The sequence below is a fragment of the Segatella copri DSM 18205 genome (genome assembly GCF_025151535.1).
GTDB classification, from domain to species: Bacteria; Bacteroidota; Bacteroidia; order Bacteroidales; family Bacteroidaceae; genus Prevotella; species Prevotella copri.
Genome location: NZ_CP102288.1, coordinates 2,472,229 through 2,491,239, shown reverse-complemented (window position 1 = coordinate 2,491,239; position 19,011 = coordinate 2,472,229). Strand labels below are relative to the sequence as shown.

Annotated in this window: 9 protein-coding genes and 1 pseudogene; 6 read left to right on the top strand and 4 right to left on the bottom strand. The window is 46.3% G+C overall.

Annotated features, from left to right (window positions below; translation table 11 throughout):
* Positions 1–12: 12 nt before the first annotated feature.
* From NQ544_RS10500 to NQ544_RS10485, 4 genes and pseudogenes are all read right to left on the bottom strand, one after another.
* Entirely contained in the window at positions 13–1,647 is a 1,635-nt protein-coding gene (locus NQ544_RS10500; RefSeq protein WP_040553469.1) for a RagB/SusD family nutrient uptake outer membrane protein, read from the bottom strand.
* A 28-nt stretch (positions 1,648–1,675) separates the two neighbouring features.
* The gene (locus tag NQ544_RS10495; RefSeq protein ID WP_006848546.1) at positions 1,676–3,808 is read right to left on the bottom strand and encodes a SusC/RagA family TonB-linked outer membrane protein; all 2,133 of its coding nucleotides are present in this window, start codon (positions 3,806–3,808) and stop codon (positions 1,676–1,678) included.
* A gap of 28 nt (positions 3,809–3,836) precedes the next feature.
* Positions 3,837–5,774 (bottom strand): IS1634 family transposase, encoded by a 1,938-nt coding sequence (locus NQ544_RS10490; RefSeq protein ID WP_006848056.1) that lies wholly within the window; start codon positions 5,772–5,774, stop codon positions 3,837–3,839.
* Positions 5,775–6,162: 388 nt separating this feature from the next.
* Positions 6,163–7,020, bottom strand: a pseudogene (locus NQ544_RS10485) (TonB-dependent receptor plug domain-containing protein); the annotation flags it as partial.
* 344 nt (positions 7,021–7,364) lie between these two features.
* Between NQ544_RS10485 and NQ544_RS10480 the strand changes: the two are divergent.
* The 6 genes from NQ544_RS10480 to NQ544_RS10455 all read left to right on the top strand — a co-directional run bounded on the left by NQ544_RS10480 (position 7,365) and on the right by NQ544_RS10455 (position 18,994).
* Positions 7,365–8,390 (top strand): LacI family DNA-binding transcriptional regulator, encoded by a 1,026-nt coding sequence (locus NQ544_RS10480; RefSeq protein ID WP_006848544.1) that lies wholly within the window; start codon positions 7,365–7,367, stop codon positions 8,388–8,390.
* A 71-nt stretch (positions 8,391–8,461) separates the two neighbouring features.
* The gene (locus tag NQ544_RS10475) at positions 8,462–9,802 is read left to right on the top strand and encodes an MFS transporter (protein WP_006848543.1); all 1,341 of its coding nucleotides are present in this window, start codon (positions 8,462–8,464) and stop codon (positions 9,800–9,802) included.
* A 169-nt stretch (positions 9,803–9,971) separates the two neighbouring features.
* A complete protein-coding gene (locus NQ544_RS10470; RefSeq protein WP_006848542.1) occupies positions 9,972–12,647 on the top strand; it encodes a 4-alpha-glucanotransferase in 2,676 nt (891 codons plus the stop codon).
* Positions 12,648–12,824: 177 nt separating this feature from the next.
* The gene (locus NQ544_RS10465) at positions 12,825–14,960 is read left to right on the top strand and encodes a glycoside hydrolase family 97 protein (protein WP_006848541.1); all 2,136 of its coding nucleotides are present in this window, start codon (positions 12,825–12,827) and stop codon (positions 14,958–14,960) included.
* 131 nt (positions 14,961–15,091) lie between these two features.
* The gene (gene pulA / locus NQ544_RS10460) at positions 15,092–17,044 is read left to right on the top strand and encodes a type I pullulanase (RefSeq protein WP_006848540.1); all 1,953 of its coding nucleotides are present in this window, start codon (positions 15,092–15,094) and stop codon (positions 17,042–17,044) included.
* A 24-nt stretch (positions 17,045–17,068) separates the two neighbouring features.
* Entirely contained in the window at positions 17,069–18,994 is a 1,926-nt protein-coding gene (locus tag NQ544_RS10455; RefSeq protein WP_006848539.1) for a glycoside hydrolase family 13 protein, read from the top strand.
* The last annotated feature ends 17 nt before the right edge of the window (positions 18,995–19,011 follow it).

Here is a 19,011-nt window from a genome sequence, read left to right as displayed (position 1 = left end):
AATGATTGATAATTAATAATCAGGGTTCTGTTTCAAACCTGTTGTGTTACTATTGATATCACTGATAGGAATTGCATAGATGTTGAAGTGCTTGTCGAATGGAGTTCCATCCTGAGTTCCACCCATCCATTCCCACTTGTATTTGCTCTGGCCACCGAACTTGTCGAAACGAATCAAGTCCATACGGCGGCGTCCTTCATAAGCAAACTCACGAGACCACTCATCGCAGATGTCATCAAGAGTGAATGAGGTCAAGTTAGAAACATCTATACCTGCTCTTTCGCGAATCTCCTTGATTTTAGCAAGACCATCGTTTGTGCAAGAACCATTGTTCATGCGGGCATCAGCTTCTGCATAAGTCAAAAGTGCCTCTGCATAACGCATCATAGGGAAATCGGTATCAACAAACTGATTATGCTTTGGAGAACCAGAACCTGCATAAGTATTAAGGAACTTGACATAAGCATAACCTGACTTGAAGTCTGTTTCCTTTGTAATACTCATCTTGAAGCCCTTGGTATAGAACAAAGCACGATTGTCGCCAGCTTGAGCTGCAACCTCAGTAGGGGTGCCTTCTATAGGTTGACTGCTAGGGAAGAACTTCTGTACAAACTGCTTGCGGGCGTGATTACCACCCCACTGTTCTGAAGTTCCCGTAGGATAATTCTTTATGATGTCGGCATCAGTAGTAGAAGCAATCAGGAACAAGCAACCACCCCATGTCTGAGTATCCCAACCATCGTGGATTGCAGGAAGAATAATCTCGTTTTCTGCACCATTCACATCATTATCTGCCATAAAGAGTTTCTGGAAGCCTGAGTAACTGCCAGTAGGTGTCTTGCACAAGTTATATGGAGTGTCAATAACTTTCTGTGCGAAATACTTGGCAGAGTCGTTATGTTCTGTACCAGAATATACCTTAGCATTGATATAGTCGCGGGCCAAGAGCAACCATGCTGCTGCCTTGTTCGCACGGCCATAACCATCTTGTTTGCCATTTACTACCTTTGCATCGCTTAAAACCTCTTGGGCACCAGCTGTTTCGCCACAAACTTCACGAAGTTCACCATTTATAAAGTCGAAGAGATATTTGCGGCTTACCTGAGGCGCTGATTCTTTAGATACGTTAAGTACCAATGGAACATTACCAAAGAGATCCATCAGATAAGAGTAGTGAAGAGCTCTCAAGAAGCGGGCTTCTGCACGCTTGGTACTGATTTCAGGATCTGTAGAGTTGGCTGTTGACTCCAAATAGTTGTTTGCATATGTGATACCCATGTAAAGACGATAGTAAAGCGCCTTCATCATTGGGTGTGAATCACCCCATGAAGCGTGGTTGAATTCAGGAATACCTGCATCACCCCAAATACACTCTGCTTCATCAGTAGGAAGTTCGTTGGCATTCCACAACTGACGAATCAAACTAGAAGTACCTTCATCGATATCGTCAATATCGCCACTTCCATCAGGTCCTTTCTGACCTGTCAGTACCATGTTAGCATATACCTTGTTTAGGAGAGCGTCATAGTTGGCGGTTGGAACCTGCTGTGGGTTGATGTTGTCTGCATCCAAATCACCTACACATGACGAGAATCCTAATGATGCTACAGCCATAGCTGCAACAGGCAATATATTTTTAATTTTCATTAGTCTCATAATTGTAATACTTAAGTAATTAGAAGTTCAAGTTGAGTCCAATAACAGTTGTGAATGGACGTGGGTAAATTGAGTTGTCGATACCGCTTGCTACCTCAGGATCGATGCCACTATAGTTTGTAATAGTGAATACGTTTTGAACGGTAGCATAGATACGGCCACTGATTCCCTTGTATTTGCTTCCGCCGAAGAGACCATCAAATGAGTAACCCAATGTGATGTTGTCCATCTTCAGGAATGAAGCATTCTCTACGAAGTAGTCCGTGAAGAACTGCTGTGTGAGTGGGTTGGTGAATCCAAGTTTTACTGCATCTTTTGGACGGTTACCTAAGTAACCCAATGCGTAAACAGAACCTGTGCCTACGTTGCAAGAACCTGCGAAGTTATCATTGTATACATAGTTGCCAAGACTTGCACGCATAGAGAAACTGAAGTCCCAGTTCTTGTACATCAACTTTGAACCGAAGCCCATTGTTACGTCTGGTGCAGGTTTATAGTAGAAGTAGCGGTCGCCACTATCTATGTAGCCATTACCATTGCGGTCTACGTATGTATTCTGGAGAGGATTTCCGTTCTTGTCGTAAGCCTGCTGATATACATAGAATGCGCTTGCAGAGTGACCAACGGCATGTGCCTGGATAGTACTTCCAGTACCGGCTGAGACACCACCTGTTTCTACCAGATAACCTTCTGAATTACCGCCTACCAACTCATCAATCTTGTTCTTGTTGTAAGTCAGGTTGTAGTTGATTTCCCATCTCAAGTCTTTTGTCTGGATAGGACGAACGATTGTCGCCAACTCAAAACCTGTATTATGCAAAGAACCGATGTTGCTTGTAACTTTGTTGCGGAAGTTAGAACCTGCTGATACATATACAGAGTTAATCAAATCTGTTGTCTTGCGGTAGTACCAGTCCAAGTTCAGAATCCAACGGTCACGGAAGAATGAGAAATCAAGACCTGCGTTCCAAGTAGTGGTCTTCTCCCAAGTCAAGTCGGTATTGAATGCATCTGGACGATAAGTTACACCATTGCCATTAGCATCCTTGATAGCACCATAGTATGCGTGGTCTTGGTTCGGTGTAAATGTAGGCATGTATGTATAGTCACCGATACCTTCCTGCTGACCAGTCTTACCCCAGCCGAGACGAAGTTTCACGTCTTCAACCCACTTGACATCTTTCAGGAAAGATTCTTCCTTCATCTTCCATGCCAAAGCAGCAGATGGGAACAAACCCCAACGATTGCCCTTGGCAAAACGTGAAGAACCATCATCACGAAGCGTGAATGTGAAGAGGTAACGGTCTAAGAGAGAGTAGTTTAAACGACCAAAGAATGATACGAGATAGTTCTCTGTCTTATAGAGCGTACCTGATGTTGGCGCATTATACTTAGTGCCCGCCAATGGAATGGTTGTTGTTGTCTTATCCGGGTTGGTAATGTCTTGGGTCATTCCGCAAGTTGCAGGATACATTCCATAGCCATCCCAATCGGTCTTTTTGTGGAACTTCTGGTATTCATAACCTGCCATCACATCAATGTGGTTTGCCTTGTTGATGTCCTTCAAGTACTGTGCATAAGCATTGAATGAGAGGTTGTATGTATCCATCTTGCTCCAGCCATTGTAACCGAAATAGCTGTTTGAGTATGAATAAGGACTGATATCTGTATTCTGCTTACCAGTAGAATAGTCTGCACCAGCATTCATGTGAATGTGCAAGTCTTCGAAACCATGAATCTTATAGTCTGCCTCGATGTTACCAACGAATGTCTTTGATGTTGCACGATCGTTCTTCATTTCGAGCATTGCCACTGGGTTTTGTGTAGCGTTGCGGTTGTAAGAGATGCCCCAGTTTCGATCCATGTATGTAGAACTGCTGGAATACCACTGTGTATAACCTCCGAAGTACTTCTCATAGACACCATTGTTTACACTAACTGGCTTGGTAGGGTCCATATAGCGGGCTGCACCGATGGCACCACCATCTGCATAACGGCTCTTGGCAATCATACCCTTACCATTAATGTTGAACTTCAAGTGGTCCTGCAAGAATGAAGGGTTCAAACTCATGCTGGCTGTGTAACGTTCAAACTTTGAAGTCTTAATGATACCTTCATTGTTTGTATAGCCGAGCGAAGCGCGGTAAGGCATATTCTTTAACCCACATTGCAGTCACCCGTCATGTAACTCCCTGATTTCCAATATCCAGATTTTTTGAGGTATGATTTGGGTGTAGCATGGATTTTCTTTTCCCGAGCGGTTTGGGGTTAATGTAGAGCAAATCATAGATGGCGGAGAGTTTACTCTCTGCCTCTGTGCTCTGTCTTATACTAATGACCTGCCCATCTACGGTTTCAACTTTTGCAGTAACCACAACCTGTGTGCTGGCAATGCGCATGATTTCATCCCATCTCACATTCTCATGCTTCTTCAATTTCAGGCGATACTTGGTGACGCTGACCACCCAATATGCCAGTATGGCAAGGTTGAGATGAGCCTTGATTCCATTGTCGCTCTTATGATAGACAGGACGGATATCCAAGTCTGTCTTCAACACATGGAAAGTCTCCTCTACGGTTCTGATTACATTATAAAATTTCCAGATGTTCAATTCCTGGCTTTCATCAAGGCTCGTCAGCAAGACATATTTTCCATGGAACTTTCTTCTCTGAGCAGCCTTGTCCTCTCTGCATTCCCAGGTCATGGAAGTAGCAACCTCGTTCTTTCCTGTACCCTCATAGGTAAAGGTAACGTTGTATGACAGGCGAATGGCTCCATATTGCTTGTCCAATTTGCCCAATCGCTTGTTCACGGCGTCACGTTTCTTGGTTCCGCCCTTGGTAAGAATACCCTTTTTGATTGCTTCCAATCCCTCCTCATAGCGTTTGCATGCCTGCTCATACATGGAGCGTTCCTTGGCCCCCTTTGCGTCACTATCCACCATGAGAGCCTTGACGGATTCTCCATCCATGTCAACCTTACCCATCTGCAAGCGTATCTGCTGTCCCTTTTTGTCGGTATGATTGATGATTTCTGAACTTGTAGACTCGAACTTGCTATCGCCGGAAGGGAGTACGGTAATGTAGTCGAATCCATTGGCTTTTAACCAATTGACATTCGGCTTGGAGTAGAAGCCTGCATCCATCACTACGACACGTTTGGCTTCCTGAGTGGTGGTCTTGGCCAAAGTGCCAACGACTTCCTCAACGGTAGTAGAATCATGACGGTTTCCCTCGTATATCATTGTGCGGACGAGTAATCCCTCTGTGTTTACTACAGCAGCAAGGACAACAATCCTGCAGTCGTCCCTTTTCTCTTTGGAACGACCATACTGACAGAGTTCACTGTTCTCCATTTTCCCCTCAAAGTAGGAGTTTGTGATGTCAAACAGAAGGATTTTCTCCTCGATGCCGAACATGCTGCATACCCTGTCATGGAGCCAGTCCTCAAGACCATGGTGCTCGTCCCACAGACGCTTGGCACTTTCGTACAAGGCATCTTTGGTTATTTTCTCCTTAGGAATGCCGAACATCTCTGCAAGTGCAGTGTTCTCACGAAGATAGCGGACGGTCTTCAATTCTGAATATGGATAGATGGCACGTGCGATAATCTGCATGAGGGCAAAGTTTATATGGTCACGCTTCCATCCCCTGGAGGTCAGATATTTACGAATATCAAGCATACGCATGGTAGAGTTGCAGAGGTTCTCGCAACCGATGATGCGAGCTTCATGCTGGGTGAGCGTTTCAAGCTTAACGGCAACTGCTTTCTTGCGCTCCTCTTCTTCGCGAACCTTGCGCTCGGCGATGAGACGGGGATCGTTTTCCTGGGCATACTTGCTGCTGCGGTACTTCACGTATTGAGACATGGCTTCCTCGTAGAGCTTTTTGTTATCACACATCACGCTTTGTCCATCCTCAATCATAGTGGTAAGCATGGCTGCCAGTCGGTTACGTTCATCCTTGTCAAAGCCGGGAAGTTCTCCAAGGCAAAGAACACTACGATGCTTAGTCTTGCCATCTTTGTCGATGTAAGACTTCGTGAGACGATAGTAATCATATGCGATTGCTGTACCATCTCCCTGATCGCGATATTTCTTTGCCTTGGATATATACATTTCGGGGGCAAAGGTACACACAATTTTTTAACTGGCAAAACGGGCGGGTGTAGCATTTTGGGGATTTTCCCGAACATTCGCCGCAAATTAGGATTCTTTATGCAAAATCAGCTAGGTAATTGGCTGAAAACTGCCAAAATCTAGGATTTCGTTAGGAATCTTTAAGTTTTTCATCAAAGACTGCTGCAATGTGGGTTAAACCACCCTGGATAGTAATGTTGTGGTCGTGAGAAATGGCTGTACGATAAATCTCGTCCTGCCAGTTGGTATCAGCAAATTGCTGTTCGCCTACTTGGTTGAATTCGCTCTTGTAACCAGTAATCTTATCGTCCTTAATGATAGGTGAAATAGTTTCTTTATCATAGGTGTAATAGCCGAGTGCCTTATAAGCTGCACTCTTTTCACCATAAAGATTCTTGATAAACTCTCTATACTCTGGACCGCTCATTACGTCGAAGGTCTTTTTCTTGGTAGAAATTGACATGTTTCCGCTATAGCTAACCTTAGGAGCCTGGCCTGAACGACCTTTCTTTGTAGTAATGATGATGACACCATTAGAAGCTCGGGAACCATAGATGGCTGTTGCTGAAGCATCCTTCAATACAGTGAAACTTTCGATATCGTTAGGATTTACCATAGAGAGTGGGTTAGAGAGACCCTTAACTCCATAATTGTCCATAGCAAGTCCATCAATAACGATTAATGGGTCATTGGAAGCGTTCAATGACGAACCACCACGGATACGAATCTGTGCACCTGAACCTGGAGCACCATCGTTAGAGATGACATTAACACCGGCAATTTTGCCGGAAATCATGTCTTGTGCATTAGTCTGGAGACCATGGTTCATGTCATCAGGCTTGATAGCTGTAACAGAACCGGTCAAGTCGTTCTTCTTAGCCACACCATAACCGATGACTACGACTTCGTTCAAAGCCTTAGAGTCATCTGCCAAGGTAATGCTCATGTTATTAGCTGCTTTCACTGTCTGCGGAGTCATTCCAAGATAGGTGAAAGTAAGATTGGTACCTGGCGCTGCGTCTACTGAGAAGTTACCATCCATATCGGTAATGCCCACTGCCTTACCGTTAACTGTAATGGTAGCACCCATGACAGGCTCACCAGAAGCATCCTTCACTTGTCCCTTAATCGCATTACTCTGCGCAAAGGAACTCACCGTCAGAAGCAGACCGCTTGCTAGGGTCAACGCTCTGAGAGGCAATTTAATTTTTACCTGCTTCATCATTTGCTTGATTTTTAAGTTAATGTATTATATTAAATTATTTACTTTTTCTTCTTTTCTTCTTGGCTTAAGTTGTTGTCGTTCCTACTCAAAATGCCGTTCTGGCTCTTTTCGGGGTCTTTCTGGCATCTTACTTATATTATATAAGGTAGGAATGGGGCGCTTGCCCATAAACTTGTCGTTTTCTGTGTGCAAAATTAAGTTCTTTTCTCTTATGTTGTACTATTTTTGTGTTAATTCCGTTATTTATTTTGTGCAAACGTTTGCACAGAATTTACTTGATTTATGTCAATGAATTCTGACCAATATTGAGGATATTTCGTAATTTTGCAGCACAACTAATAGCAATGGGCGATAAAGAAACAATAACAATGAAAGATATTGCTCGCGATCTGGGCGTAAGTGTTGCCACAGTGAGCCGGGCATTGAAGGACAGTTCTCGTATCAGTACTGCCCAAAAGGAACGTATTCAGAAATACGCGCGTGAACATAACTTCTTTCCTAATTTCCTGGGTGAAGCTTTAAGACATAATAAGGTGAAGCCGATGAAGGTGATTGGAGTTATTGTGCCTCAGGTGGTACACTATTACTTCATGTCGGTGCTTTCGGGTATAGAGGAAGAGGCTAGAGCCAGAGGTTACCGTGTGATGGTGGCGCAGAGTAACGAGCGTTACGATAAGGAGGTGGCCATCTGTGAAGACTTCTATCAGAACAAGGTTTGTGGCATCATCGTTTCACAGGCGAAGGATACCAAGCAGTATGACCATTTCGAAAAACTGCTGCAGAATGGGGTGCCGCTTATCTTCTATGATAGAATATGTACGGGCGTGAACTGCTCGCGAGTGGTGGTAGATGACTATATGGGTGCCTTTACTGCCGTTACCCACATGATTGATACGGGCTGCAAGAAGATTGCTTTCTACGGCTCGCCGATGAATCTGGAAATCTCCAAGAACCGATATAACGGTTATCATGATGCGCTGGTAAAGCATGGTTTGACGGAGAACCCTGACTGGGTGAAGATCTGCGATGACCGTGCCAGTGCCGAAGCAATAACGCCGGATATTCTGATAGAGGAAGATCGTCCGGATGCTTTCTTCGCCATCAATGATGATACGGCAATCGGCATCCTCTATACCGCCAAGCGCATGGGGTTCAAGGTGCCTGAAGAAATCAGCATCTGCGGATTCACCAATGGTGACCGTGCCAAGGCGTGCGACCCGATGCTTACTACGGTTGAGCAGCGAGGTGTAGCCGTAGGCGAGGAAGCTGCCAATATCCTGATTGGTCTGGTGGAAGGCTCCATCCCTAGAGATGAGGTGGAGAAGAGAGTGGTGAGAACACGACTCGTGGTGAGAGGAACTACTAGATAATGTTAAATGTTGAATGTTAAATGTTGAATTGACATTCTTTTCTGAATGAATATAAATAAAAGCATAACAATATGAAACAAAAACCTGATTTAAGTTTCTGGAAGCTCTGGAACTTGAGCTTCGGATTTTTCGGAGTACAGATTGCCTACGCCCTACAGAGCGCCAACATCTCCCGAATCTTTGCAACGTTGGGTGCTGACCCACACAACTTGAGTTATTTCTGGATTCTCCCTCCTCTGATGGGAATCCTGGTTCAGCCTATCGTGGGCACGTTGAGTGATAAGACGTGGTGCCGCTTCGGTCGCCGCATCCCTTATCTCTTTGTGGGTGCTACGATTGCCGTCCTGGTGATGTGCCTGCTGCCGAACGCCGGTTCGCTCGGACTGACCGTGAGCGGTGCGATGCTCTTCGGACTGATAGCGCTGATGTTCCTCGATACAAGCATCAATATGGCAATGCAGCCGTTCAAGATGCTTGTAGGCGATATGGTAAATGAAAAACAGAAGGCAAAGGCTTACTCTATCCAGAGTTTCCTCTGCAATGCCGGTTCTGTAGCCGGATATATCTTCCCGTTCCTCTTTACCTTCCTCGGTATCAAGAATTATGCTGAGAAGGGTGTGGTTCCTGATTCTGTCATCTGGTCGTTCTATATCGGTGCGGCTATCCTGATTCTCTGTGTTATCTACACCTCGATGAAGGTGAAGGAGTGGAATCCACAGCAGTATGCGGACTATAATGAAGCGAAGAGTGAAGAGGGAAGAGTGAAGAATTCTAATGCTGAGGCTTCTGAAGACAAGGCCGGTTGGATTACTTTGCTCCGCAAGGCGCCATCTACCTTCTGGAAGGTGGGACTGGTTCAGTTCTTCTGCTGGGCTGGTTTCCTTTATCTCTGGAATTATTCTACGGGAGCCATCGCTGAAACCGTATGGAATACGACCGACCCTGCTTCTGAAGCATTTCAGGAGGCAGGCAACTGGGTGGGCATTCTCTTTGCAGTTCAGGCTGTAGGTAGTGTTATCTGGGCTGTGATTCTCCCTCAGTTTAAGAATACGAAGGTGGCATACGCTGTCAGTCTGGTTATCGGTGGTGTGGGTTTTGCCCTGATACCTTTCCTGCATGACCAGTATCTGCAGTTTATTCCGTTCCTGATGATTGGTGCCGGTTGGGCAGCCATGCTGGCGATGCCTTTCACCTTTGTTACCAATGCTTTGCAGGGATATGGTCACATGGGTGCTTATCTCGGTCTGTTTAACGGAACTATCTGTATCCCTCAGATTGTGGCTGCCATCTGCGGTGGAACTGTCCTGAGTCTGGTGGGTTCTCATCAGAGCGATATGATGATTGTGGCAGGTATCCTGCTGATTGCGGGTGCGCTGTCTGTGAGTATCATCAAGGATAAGAAATCAGAATAAAATAAGATGAACGATTAATTGATTGTTTCTACGGAGTGAGGGTTGTGCAATCGTTTGCACGATTTGTGAGAAAAAATATGCAAATTTCAGATACGTTTTTCGCTCGTTTTTCTTACCTTTGTAGCATCAAATATAACTTATAACATTTTTAAGAGCCTTTAAGAGTCTTATGACAGTACAGTTTAATATTGAATATAAAGCAATGTTCGGCGAACAGATCGTCGTAAACATTCAGACGGAGGAAGGTGAACTGAAACTTCCTCTCGAGACAACAGATGGTCAAAGATGGGCATGCGACTGGTGTGTTGAATCACCTGAAAAATCGTATACCTATTATTATAGTGTAGAACGTGAAGGAAGAGCAGTCAAGACCGAATGGCTTATAATCAAGCATCAGCTCGATGTAAATGCCAAGAAGGCTGCGGCTTATACCCTTTACGATCATTGGAAGGTTATGCCGGAGGATGCTTACCTCTACAGCAGTGCCTTTACCGATTGCATCAATCATCAGGCTCCACAGGAGATGAAGCCGGAAACGGGCAGCAAGATTGTGCGTCTGATAGTCCGTGCTCCTCAGCTTCGTGATGGTGAGCGTCTGGGTGTATTGGGTGCAGATAAAGCTTTGGGTGTCTGGGATGTGCAGAAGATTCTTCCGATGACTCAGCATACCTATAATGAATGGGTGGCTGATATTGATGCGACTCATCTTGAGGGCAGACATCTGGAGTTTAAGTTCGTGGCTTTCCGTAATGCGAAGAACGAGCTTCTCTGGGAAACCAGCATGAACAGAACCGTGGATTTGCCGGAGATGAAGGCAGGTGAGTTGGTATCTTATGAACTCGACCAGGCTTTCTTCGCCCTGTATAACCGCAAACTTGCCGGAACGCAGGTGCCAGTATTCTCATTGCGTACCCGTAAGAGTGCCGGTATCGGTGATTTCGGTGACCTGAAGACCATGATTGATTTTGTGGCTTCTACCGGTCAGAAGGTGCTCCAGCTCCTTCCTATCAATGATACCACCATCACTCATACATGGACCGACAGTTATCCATACAGCTGCATCAGCGTCTTCGCTATTCATCCGCAGTATGCCGACCTCCATGCTCTCCCAGAGCTGAAGGATGCCAAGGCTCGTGCTGAGGCTGAGAAGACACGTGCTGAGTTGAACGCACTGGATAAGATAGATTACGAGAAAGTAAATGATTTCAAGATAAATTACTTGCGCCAAATCTTCAATCAGGAAGGTGAAAAGATGATGAAGACAGCCGAATACAAGGCTTTCTTCCAGGATACTGAACTGTGGCTGGTTCCTTACGCACAATATTCATACCTGCGTGATAAGAATGGTACGGCTGATTTCAACCAGTGGCCAGATCATCAGGTATGGGATGAGGCTGAGCGCAAGGCGCTTGCCGACCCTAAGACTGCTGCTTACAAGAACGTGGCGTTCTTCTATTTCGTACAGTTCGTACTGGACCGACAGATGCAGGAGGCTCACGAGCATGCCAAGGCTAAGGGCGTTATTTTGAAGGGTGATATTCCAATCGGCGTAAACCGCAATGGTTGCGATGTATGGACGGAACCAAAATACTTCAACCTCAATGGTCAGGCGGGTGCTCCACCTGATGACTTCTCTGCCAATGGTCAGAACTGGGGATTCCCTACCTATAACTGGTTTGAGATGCTGAAGGATGGCTGCCAGTGGTGGAACCGCCGTTTCAAGAACATGGCAAGATACTTTGATGCTTACCGCATCGACCACGTATTGGGCTTCTTCCGTATCTGGGAGATTCCGGTACATAGTGTACATGGATTGCTCGGACAGTTTGCACCGGCGCTTGCCATGAGCCGTGAAGAGATAGAAAGCTATGGTTTGCACTTCCAGGAAGACCGTTTTACCCGTCCGTTCATTACCGATTGGGTATTGGACCGTGTGTTCCATGAGCGTGCCGGCGAGGTAAAGGAGAAGTATCTCGACCGTCTGGATGACGAGCGTTATCAGATGAAACCCGAGGTAGATACCCAGCGCAAGGTAGAGGCACTCTTTGCTGACGTAACAGATGAGAAGGAACTCTGGCTGCGTGATGGCTTGTATGCCCTGATCAGCGATGTACTCTTTGTACGTGATCATACCAACCCTAGCGTCTTCCATCCACGTATCTCAGCCCAGCTTGACTTTATCTACGAGTCGCTCTATGATAATGACAAGGCAGCGTTCAACCGCCTTTACGACGACTATTTCTATCGCCGCAACAACCAGTTCTGGTATCAGGAGGCGATGAAAAAGTTGCCTAAACTGGTTCAGGCTACCCGCATGCTGGTTTGTGCTGAAGACCTCGGTATGGTGCCAGACTGTGTGCCTTGGGTAATGGACGAGTTGAAGATATTGAGTCTGGAACTCCAGAGCATGCCAAAGGATCCATCGGTTAAGTTCGGACATCTGAGCCGTAACCCATACCGCTCGGTATGTACCATTTCGAGCCATGATATGCCTACTCTGCGCATGTGGTGGGATGAGAATATCCAGCGTACCCAGGAGTATTACAATACGATGCTCTACCGTCAGGGACCAGCACCTCATCCACTCCCAGGCTGGTTGGCTAGTGACATCATCAGCCGCCATCTCACCTCTCCATCCATGCTCTGCATATTGAGCATCCAGGACTGGTTGGCTACCGATGAGGCTCTCCGTCTGCCTGATGCTGATGCTGAGCGTATCAATATCCCGGCTAACCCTAAGCATTACTGGCGTTATCGCATGCATCTCAACATAGAGGATCTGGCTGCAGACAAGCGTTTCGTGCAGAATATCACAGAGATGATTTCGCAGTCTGGAAGATGCTAACTAACATAATTATATATAGTGCAAACGTTTGCACACTCATTTGCAGAAAAATACCCTCCCAAAACGTGGAGGGTATTTTTGTTTTTTGTATCTTTGCACTATCTTAAGAATAAACAGATAATGATTGAGATAAACTAACGAAGATTCAAAAACAAGAATAAACAACAACTGAACAGTATGAAAAAACTGAATGTATTAGTGATGGGTCTCTTGCTTCCTATGTTGGCAGCGGCCCAGACCGTAAAGTCGCCTAACGGCAACGTCTCGGTAACATTCTCTTTGACCGAAAAGGGACAGCCTACCTATGAGATGAGCTATAAGGGAAAGACTGTATGCAAGCCATCCCACTTAGGATTGGAACTGGCTAAGGATAAACATGCCTCTAAGGGCATGGAGGAAACCAGCCTGATGGATGGTTTTACTGAAACCGGCAGCAAGACATCGACCTTCGATGAAACCTGGAAGCCGGTATGGGGCGAGACTGCTACCATCCGCAACCATTACAACGAGATGGAGGTAAACCTGAACCAGGCTGCTTCTAAGCGTAACATCACCATCCGTTTCCGTGTATATGATTATGGTATGGGCTTGCGCTATGAGTTTCCACAGCAGGAAAGTCTGAATTATTTTGTCATCCAGGAGGAACATACCCAGTTTGCCATGGCAGGCGATCATACCGCTTACTGGATTCCTGGTGATTATGATACACAGGAGTATGATTACAACATTACTCCATTGACAGGCATTCGCCCAATTATTGCGAAAAACCGTGAAGCTTACAAGAGCAATTCGTCTACCACCGTCTTCTCTGATACCGGTGTTCAGACCTCTCTCCAGATGAAGACCAAGGACGGACTCTACATCAACATCCATGAGGCTGCCTGCCTGGATTATCCTACCATGCACCTCAATCTGGACGAGAAAACATTGACCTTCGAGTCTTGGCTTACTCCTGATGCCGTGGGCAGAAAGGGATTCATCCAGACTCCATTCAATACCCCTTGGCGTACCGTGATGGTAAGTGATGATGCCCGTGATATGCTTTCATGCAAGTTGACATTGAACCTTAACGAGCCTTGCAAGATTAAGGATACATCTTGGATTCATCCTACCAAGTACTGCGGTGTATGGTGGAACATGATTGTGGGTACCAAGACCTGGAGCTATACCAACGATCTGCCATCTGTGCGTCTCGGCGTTACTGATTACAGCAAGTGCAAGCCTAACGGTACTCATGGTGCAACCAACGAGGAAGTGAAGCGCTACATCGACTTTGCAGCCAAGAACGGTTTGCAGGAAGTATTGGTAGAAGGCTGGAACGAAGGTTGGGAAGACTGGTTCGGTCATCAGAAACTCGATGTTTTCGACTTCGTGACTCCATATCCTGACTTCGATATCAAGATGCTCAACGACTATGCTCATTCTAAGGGCGTGAAGCTGATGATGCACCACGAGACATCTTCTGCAGCTCTCAACTACGAGCGCCACCTGGAAGATGCCTTCAACCTGATGAACAAATATGGTTATGATGCAGTGAAGACCGGTTATGTAGGTGATATCATCCCAAGAGGTGAGTATCACTACAGCCAGTTGATGAACAATCACTACCAGCGTGTCATCGAGACCGCTGCCAAGCATCATATCATGGTAAATGCCCACGAGGCAACCCGTCCTACAGGTATCTGTCGCACCTGGCCTAACCTGGTGGGTAACGAGAGTGCACGTGGTACAGAGTATGAGGCATTTGGCGGTAGCAAGTCTTATCATACCGTCATGTTGCCATTCACCCGTCTGCAGGGTGGTCCGATGGATTATACTCCTGGTATCTTTGAGACCAAACTTTCAGAGTGGAGCAACAATAAGAGTTATGTTCATACCACTCTCTGTGGTCAGCTTTCTCTCTATCTCGTAATGTACAGTCCTTTGCAGATGGCTGCCGATCTTCCAGAGCATTATGAGAAGAACGATGATGCCTTCCAGTTCATCCGCGACGTAGCTTGCGACTGGGATGACTCCAAGTATCTGGAGGCAGAGCCAGCCAAGTATATCACCGTAGCCCGCAAGGCAAAGGGAACTGACAACTGGTTTGTAGGCGGTAAGACTGATGCAGCCCGCACAGCCGTAGTAAAGCTCGACTTCCTGGATAAGGGCAAGAAGTATGTTTGCGCTATCTATCAGGACGGCAAGACTGCTGACTACGAGAAGAACCCTAAATCTTACAAGATTGTTCACAAGACTGTGAAGAAGGGTGATGTTTTGAAGATTGACGAAGCACGTGGTGGTGGTTTTGCCATCTCATTGCTCGCTAAATAAGCCTATAATTTCCGTATTTCCGTCCAACTGTCCGGTTGGTCGGAAATACGCTAAAAATGAGCGTAGATAATCTGTCACAGTTTTCTTCGCTCAGTTCGCTTTAATGTCCTGTATAACAACAACTTAACAATATGAATATCCAAAAACTAATAATTGCAGCATTGACAGCAACCGTTTTACCAACTTCATTGAACGCCCAGCAGACATTCAATGAGATGATGTATTCCAAGGAGAAAACCATGTTTATCCTGAATGCTCCAACAGCCCAAAAGTCTTCTGTAACCCTCCGTCTTTATAAGCAAGGTCAGGGAGGAAAGGCTTATAAAACGCTGAAAATGAAGAAGTTGTGTGATGAACGCTGGGAGGCTACCGTAAAGGGCGACCTCAAGGGAAAGTTCTATACCTTTGATATTGGCAAGGGTGAAACACCAGGTACATTTGCCAAAGCAGTAGGTGTGAACGGAAACCGTGGCGCCATCGTAGATTTGTATGATACCGATCCATCTGGATGGGATCAGGACGTGCGTCCTGCCCTGAAATCGCCAGCCGATCTCGTTGTCTACGAGCTTCATGTGCGTGATTTCTCCATTTCTCCTACATCCGGCTTGAAATATAAGGGCAAGTATCTCGCCCTCACCGAGCCTAAGGCCATCGAATACCTCAAGAATCTGGGCATCAACGCCATCCACTTCCAGCCTGTATTCGATTTCGCTTCTATAGATGAGACCCGACTCGACAAACCACAGTTCAACTGGGGTTACGATCCGAAGAACTATAATGTGCCGGAAGGCAGTTACGCTACCGACCCTTATTCTCCAGCAACCCGCATCAAGGAGTTCAAGGAGATGGTGATGGCGCTGCATAAGGCAGGCATCCGAGTGATTTTCGATGCCGTATATAACCATACTTTTGATATCAACGGCAGCAATTTCCAGCGTACCTATCCTGATTATTATTATCGCAAGACCAAGGATGGTAAGTATTCTGACGGTTCAGGTTGTGGCAACGAGACTGCTTCAGAGAAGCCTCTCATGCGTCAGTTTATGCTGGAGAGCGTGAAATATTGGATAGACGAATATCATATCGATGGTTTCCGTTTCGACCTGATGGGCGTTCATGACATCGAAACCATGCAGGCTATCCGTGAGATGGTAAACCGCATCGATCCTAGCATCTATATTTATGGTGAGGGATGGAGTGCAGGCAGTTGTGCTTATCCTACCGAGAAACTGGCGGTGAAGGCGAATACCCAGCAGCTCAAGGGCATCGGTGCTTTCAGCGATGATATGCGCGATGCGCTCCGTGGTCCTTTCTCTAATGACCATCAGGGTGCGCTCCTGGCTGGTCTTACAGGTCAGGAGGAGAGTCTGAAGTTCGGTATTGTGGGTGGCATTGCTCATCCGCAGGTGGATATGACAAAGGTGAACTATGACAAGAAGCCTTGGACCAACAATCCTACCGAGCAGATCAGTTATGTAAGCTGCCACGACGATATGTGTCTGGTAGACCGTCTGAAGGCAAGCATCGCATCTCTTACCGACAAGAATATCCCTGAAGCAATACGTACTGCCGAGTTGCTCCGCATCGATAAGCTGGCGCAGACCTGCGTCTTCACTTCACAGGGTGTTCCTTTCATCCTTGCCGGCGAAGAGATGCTCCGCGACAAGAAGGGAGTACACAATAGCTATAACTCTCCTGACAGCATCAACCAGTTTACCTGGACCAATCTGCAGAAGTATCCGCAGGCGTTTGCTTATTACAAGAGTCTGATCCAGCTCCGCAAGAATCATCCGGCATTCCGTCTTTCAACAGGCGATAAGGTACGTCAGCATCTGGAGTTCCTGCCTTGTCAGCAGACTTGTCTCGTAGGTTTCCAGCTCAAGAATCTGGAGGGCATTGATGCCTGGAAGAACATCATCGTGATCTATAACTTCAATAAGGAGGCAAAGAAGATGCAGATTCCTGAGGGTAATTATACCGTGGCTTGCTGCAATGGTGTGATTAACGAGGAAGGCTTAGGTTTTGTTTCGGGAAAGGATGTTGAGGTAGCCCTTCAGTCAGCCCTGATACTTTATCAGAAATAGTTTATATATATAATAAGGTGTAATATGAAAAAAATAATAGCTTCATTATTGCTTATGAGTAGTGCAATAAGTATGAATGCGGCGGTTAACGTGAACCGCATTGAACCTACTGACTGGTATGTGGGCATGAAAGATGCTTCACTCCAGCTGATGGTGTATGGCAAAGATATCAAGAATGCCGATGTAACGGTAGACTATCCGGGTGTGAAGGTAGACAGCATCGCCCGCCTTGATTCTCCTAATTATCTCCTGGTTTATCTTAACCTCGATGGGGCAAAGGCTGGTGAGATGACCCTCAACTTCAAGCAGGGCAAACAGTCGAAGAAGGTGAAGTATGTGTTGAAGAACCGTGAGATGGCGGGCGACAAGCGCATCGGTTTCTCTAATGAAGATGTGCTCTATATGCTGATGCCAGACCGTTTCGCCAATGGCAATCTGAAGAATGATGCCTTTAAGACGATGCGTGATAAGACCTGCAACCGTGCAGAGCCTAGTCTGCGACATGGTGGCGACCTGGAGGGAATCCGCCAGCACTTGGATTATTTTAACCAGTTGGGTGTAACCGCTCTGTGGTTTACCCCGGTTTTGGAGAACGACAGTCCAAGTAACGGCAAGAACAGCAGTTATCATGGTTATGCTACCACCAATTATTATCGTGTAGACCCACGTTTCGGAACCAATGCCGATTATAAGCAGCTGATAGATGAGGCTCACAAGAAAGGTTTGAAGATAGTGATGGATATGATTTTCAACCATTGCGGTTTCGAACATCCTTGGGTGGCCGATATGCCTTCAAAGGACTGGTTCAATACCCCAGAATGGCTGGCTCCTGAAAATCAGACTGCCGAGCATCAGAAGAACATCGGTATGGTGGATGGTGCTGCCAAGGTGAACGATAAGTATCTGCAGACCAGTTATAAGCTGACTCCGGTACTTGACCCATATGCCAGCAAGGTTGATCTCACAGAAACCGTAGACGGCTGGTTTGTTCCAACCATGCCTGACCTCAACCAGCGTAACCCACATGTTATCAAGTATCTGATTCAGAACAGCGAGTGGTGGATAGAGAGCGCTGGTATCGATGGCATCCGTATGGATACCTATCCTTATGCCGACCGCGATGCGATGGCACACTGGATGAAGGTGCTGGGCGAGGAGTATCCTCACTTCAATACCGTAGGCGAGACTTGGGTAACCGAGCCTGCCTATACTGCAGCCTGGCAGAAGGACAGCAAACTTTCAGAGAAGAACAGCTATCTGCCAACCGTTATGGATTTCGCTTTCTTCGACCGCATCAACAGTGCAAAGAAAGAGGAGACTGATGACTGGTGGAACGGCATGAACCGTCTCTACAACGTGTTCTGCTACGACTATCTCTATCCTAATCCAAAGAGTGTAATGGCATTCATCGAGAATCATGATACCGACCGCTTTCTGGGAGACGGCAAGGATACCCTGGCTCTGAAGCAGGCACTGTCATTGCTTCTGACCATTAATCGCACTCCTCAGCTCTATTATGGTACAGAGGTGCTGATGAATGGTACCAAGAGCGTGACCGATGGCAATGTACGCAAGGACTTCCCTGGCGGTTGGGCTGGTGACAAGCACAATGCATTTACTGCCGAAGGAAGAACTCAGGCAGAAAACCAGATGTTCAACTGGCTCAGCAACCTGTTGCACTGGCGTCAGGGCAATGAAGTGATTACCAAGGGCAAGCAGACCCAGTTCTGTCCTCAGAAGGGTGTTTACGTAATTGCCCGCCAGTATAAGGGTAAGAATGTGATGACGGTGATCAACGGCAAGAACGAGGCAAACGAACTGAATGTTTCCCGTTATGCAGAGATTATCGGTTCTCATGACAAGGCTACGGATATTACAAACGGTCGCACCGTTCTTATCAACAAGAACGTGAAGCTCCGTCCTCGCCAGAGCATGATTCTTGAGTTCTAAAACACAAGTATATTCCT

Coding starts and splice junctions, on each gene's coding strand:
- NQ544_RS10490 (WP_006848056.1), bottom strand. CDS start 5,774: ATGTATATATCCAAGGCAAAGAAATATCGCGATCAGGGAGATGGTACA.
- NQ544_RS10480 (WP_006848544.1), top strand. CDS start 7,365: ATGGGCGATAAAGAAACAATAACAATGAAAGATATTGCTCGCGATCTG.
- pulA (WP_006848540.1), top strand. CDS start 15,092: ATGAATATCCAAAAACTAATAATTGCAGCATTGACAGCAACCGTTTTA.
- NQ544_RS10455 (WP_006848539.1), top strand. CDS start 17,069: ATGAAAAAAATAATAGCTTCATTATTGCTTATGAGTAGTGCAATAAGT.
- NQ544_RS10470 (WP_006848542.1), top strand. CDS start 9,972: ATGACAGTACAGTTTAATATTGAATATAAAGCAATGTTCGGCGAACAG.
- NQ544_RS10495 (WP_006848546.1), bottom strand. CDS start 3,808: ATGCCTTACCGCGCTTCGCTCGGCTATACAAACAATGAAGGTATCATT.
- NQ544_RS10475 (WP_006848543.1), top strand. CDS start 8,462: ATGAAACAAAAACCTGATTTAAGTTTCTGGAAGCTCTGGAACTTGAGC.
- NQ544_RS10500 (WP_040553469.1), bottom strand. CDS start 1,647: ATGAAAATTAAAAATATATTGCCTGTTGCAGCTATGGCTGTAGCATCA.
- NQ544_RS10465 (WP_006848541.1), top strand. CDS start 12,825: ATGAAAAAACTGAATGTATTAGTGATGGGTCTCTTGCTTCCTATGTTG.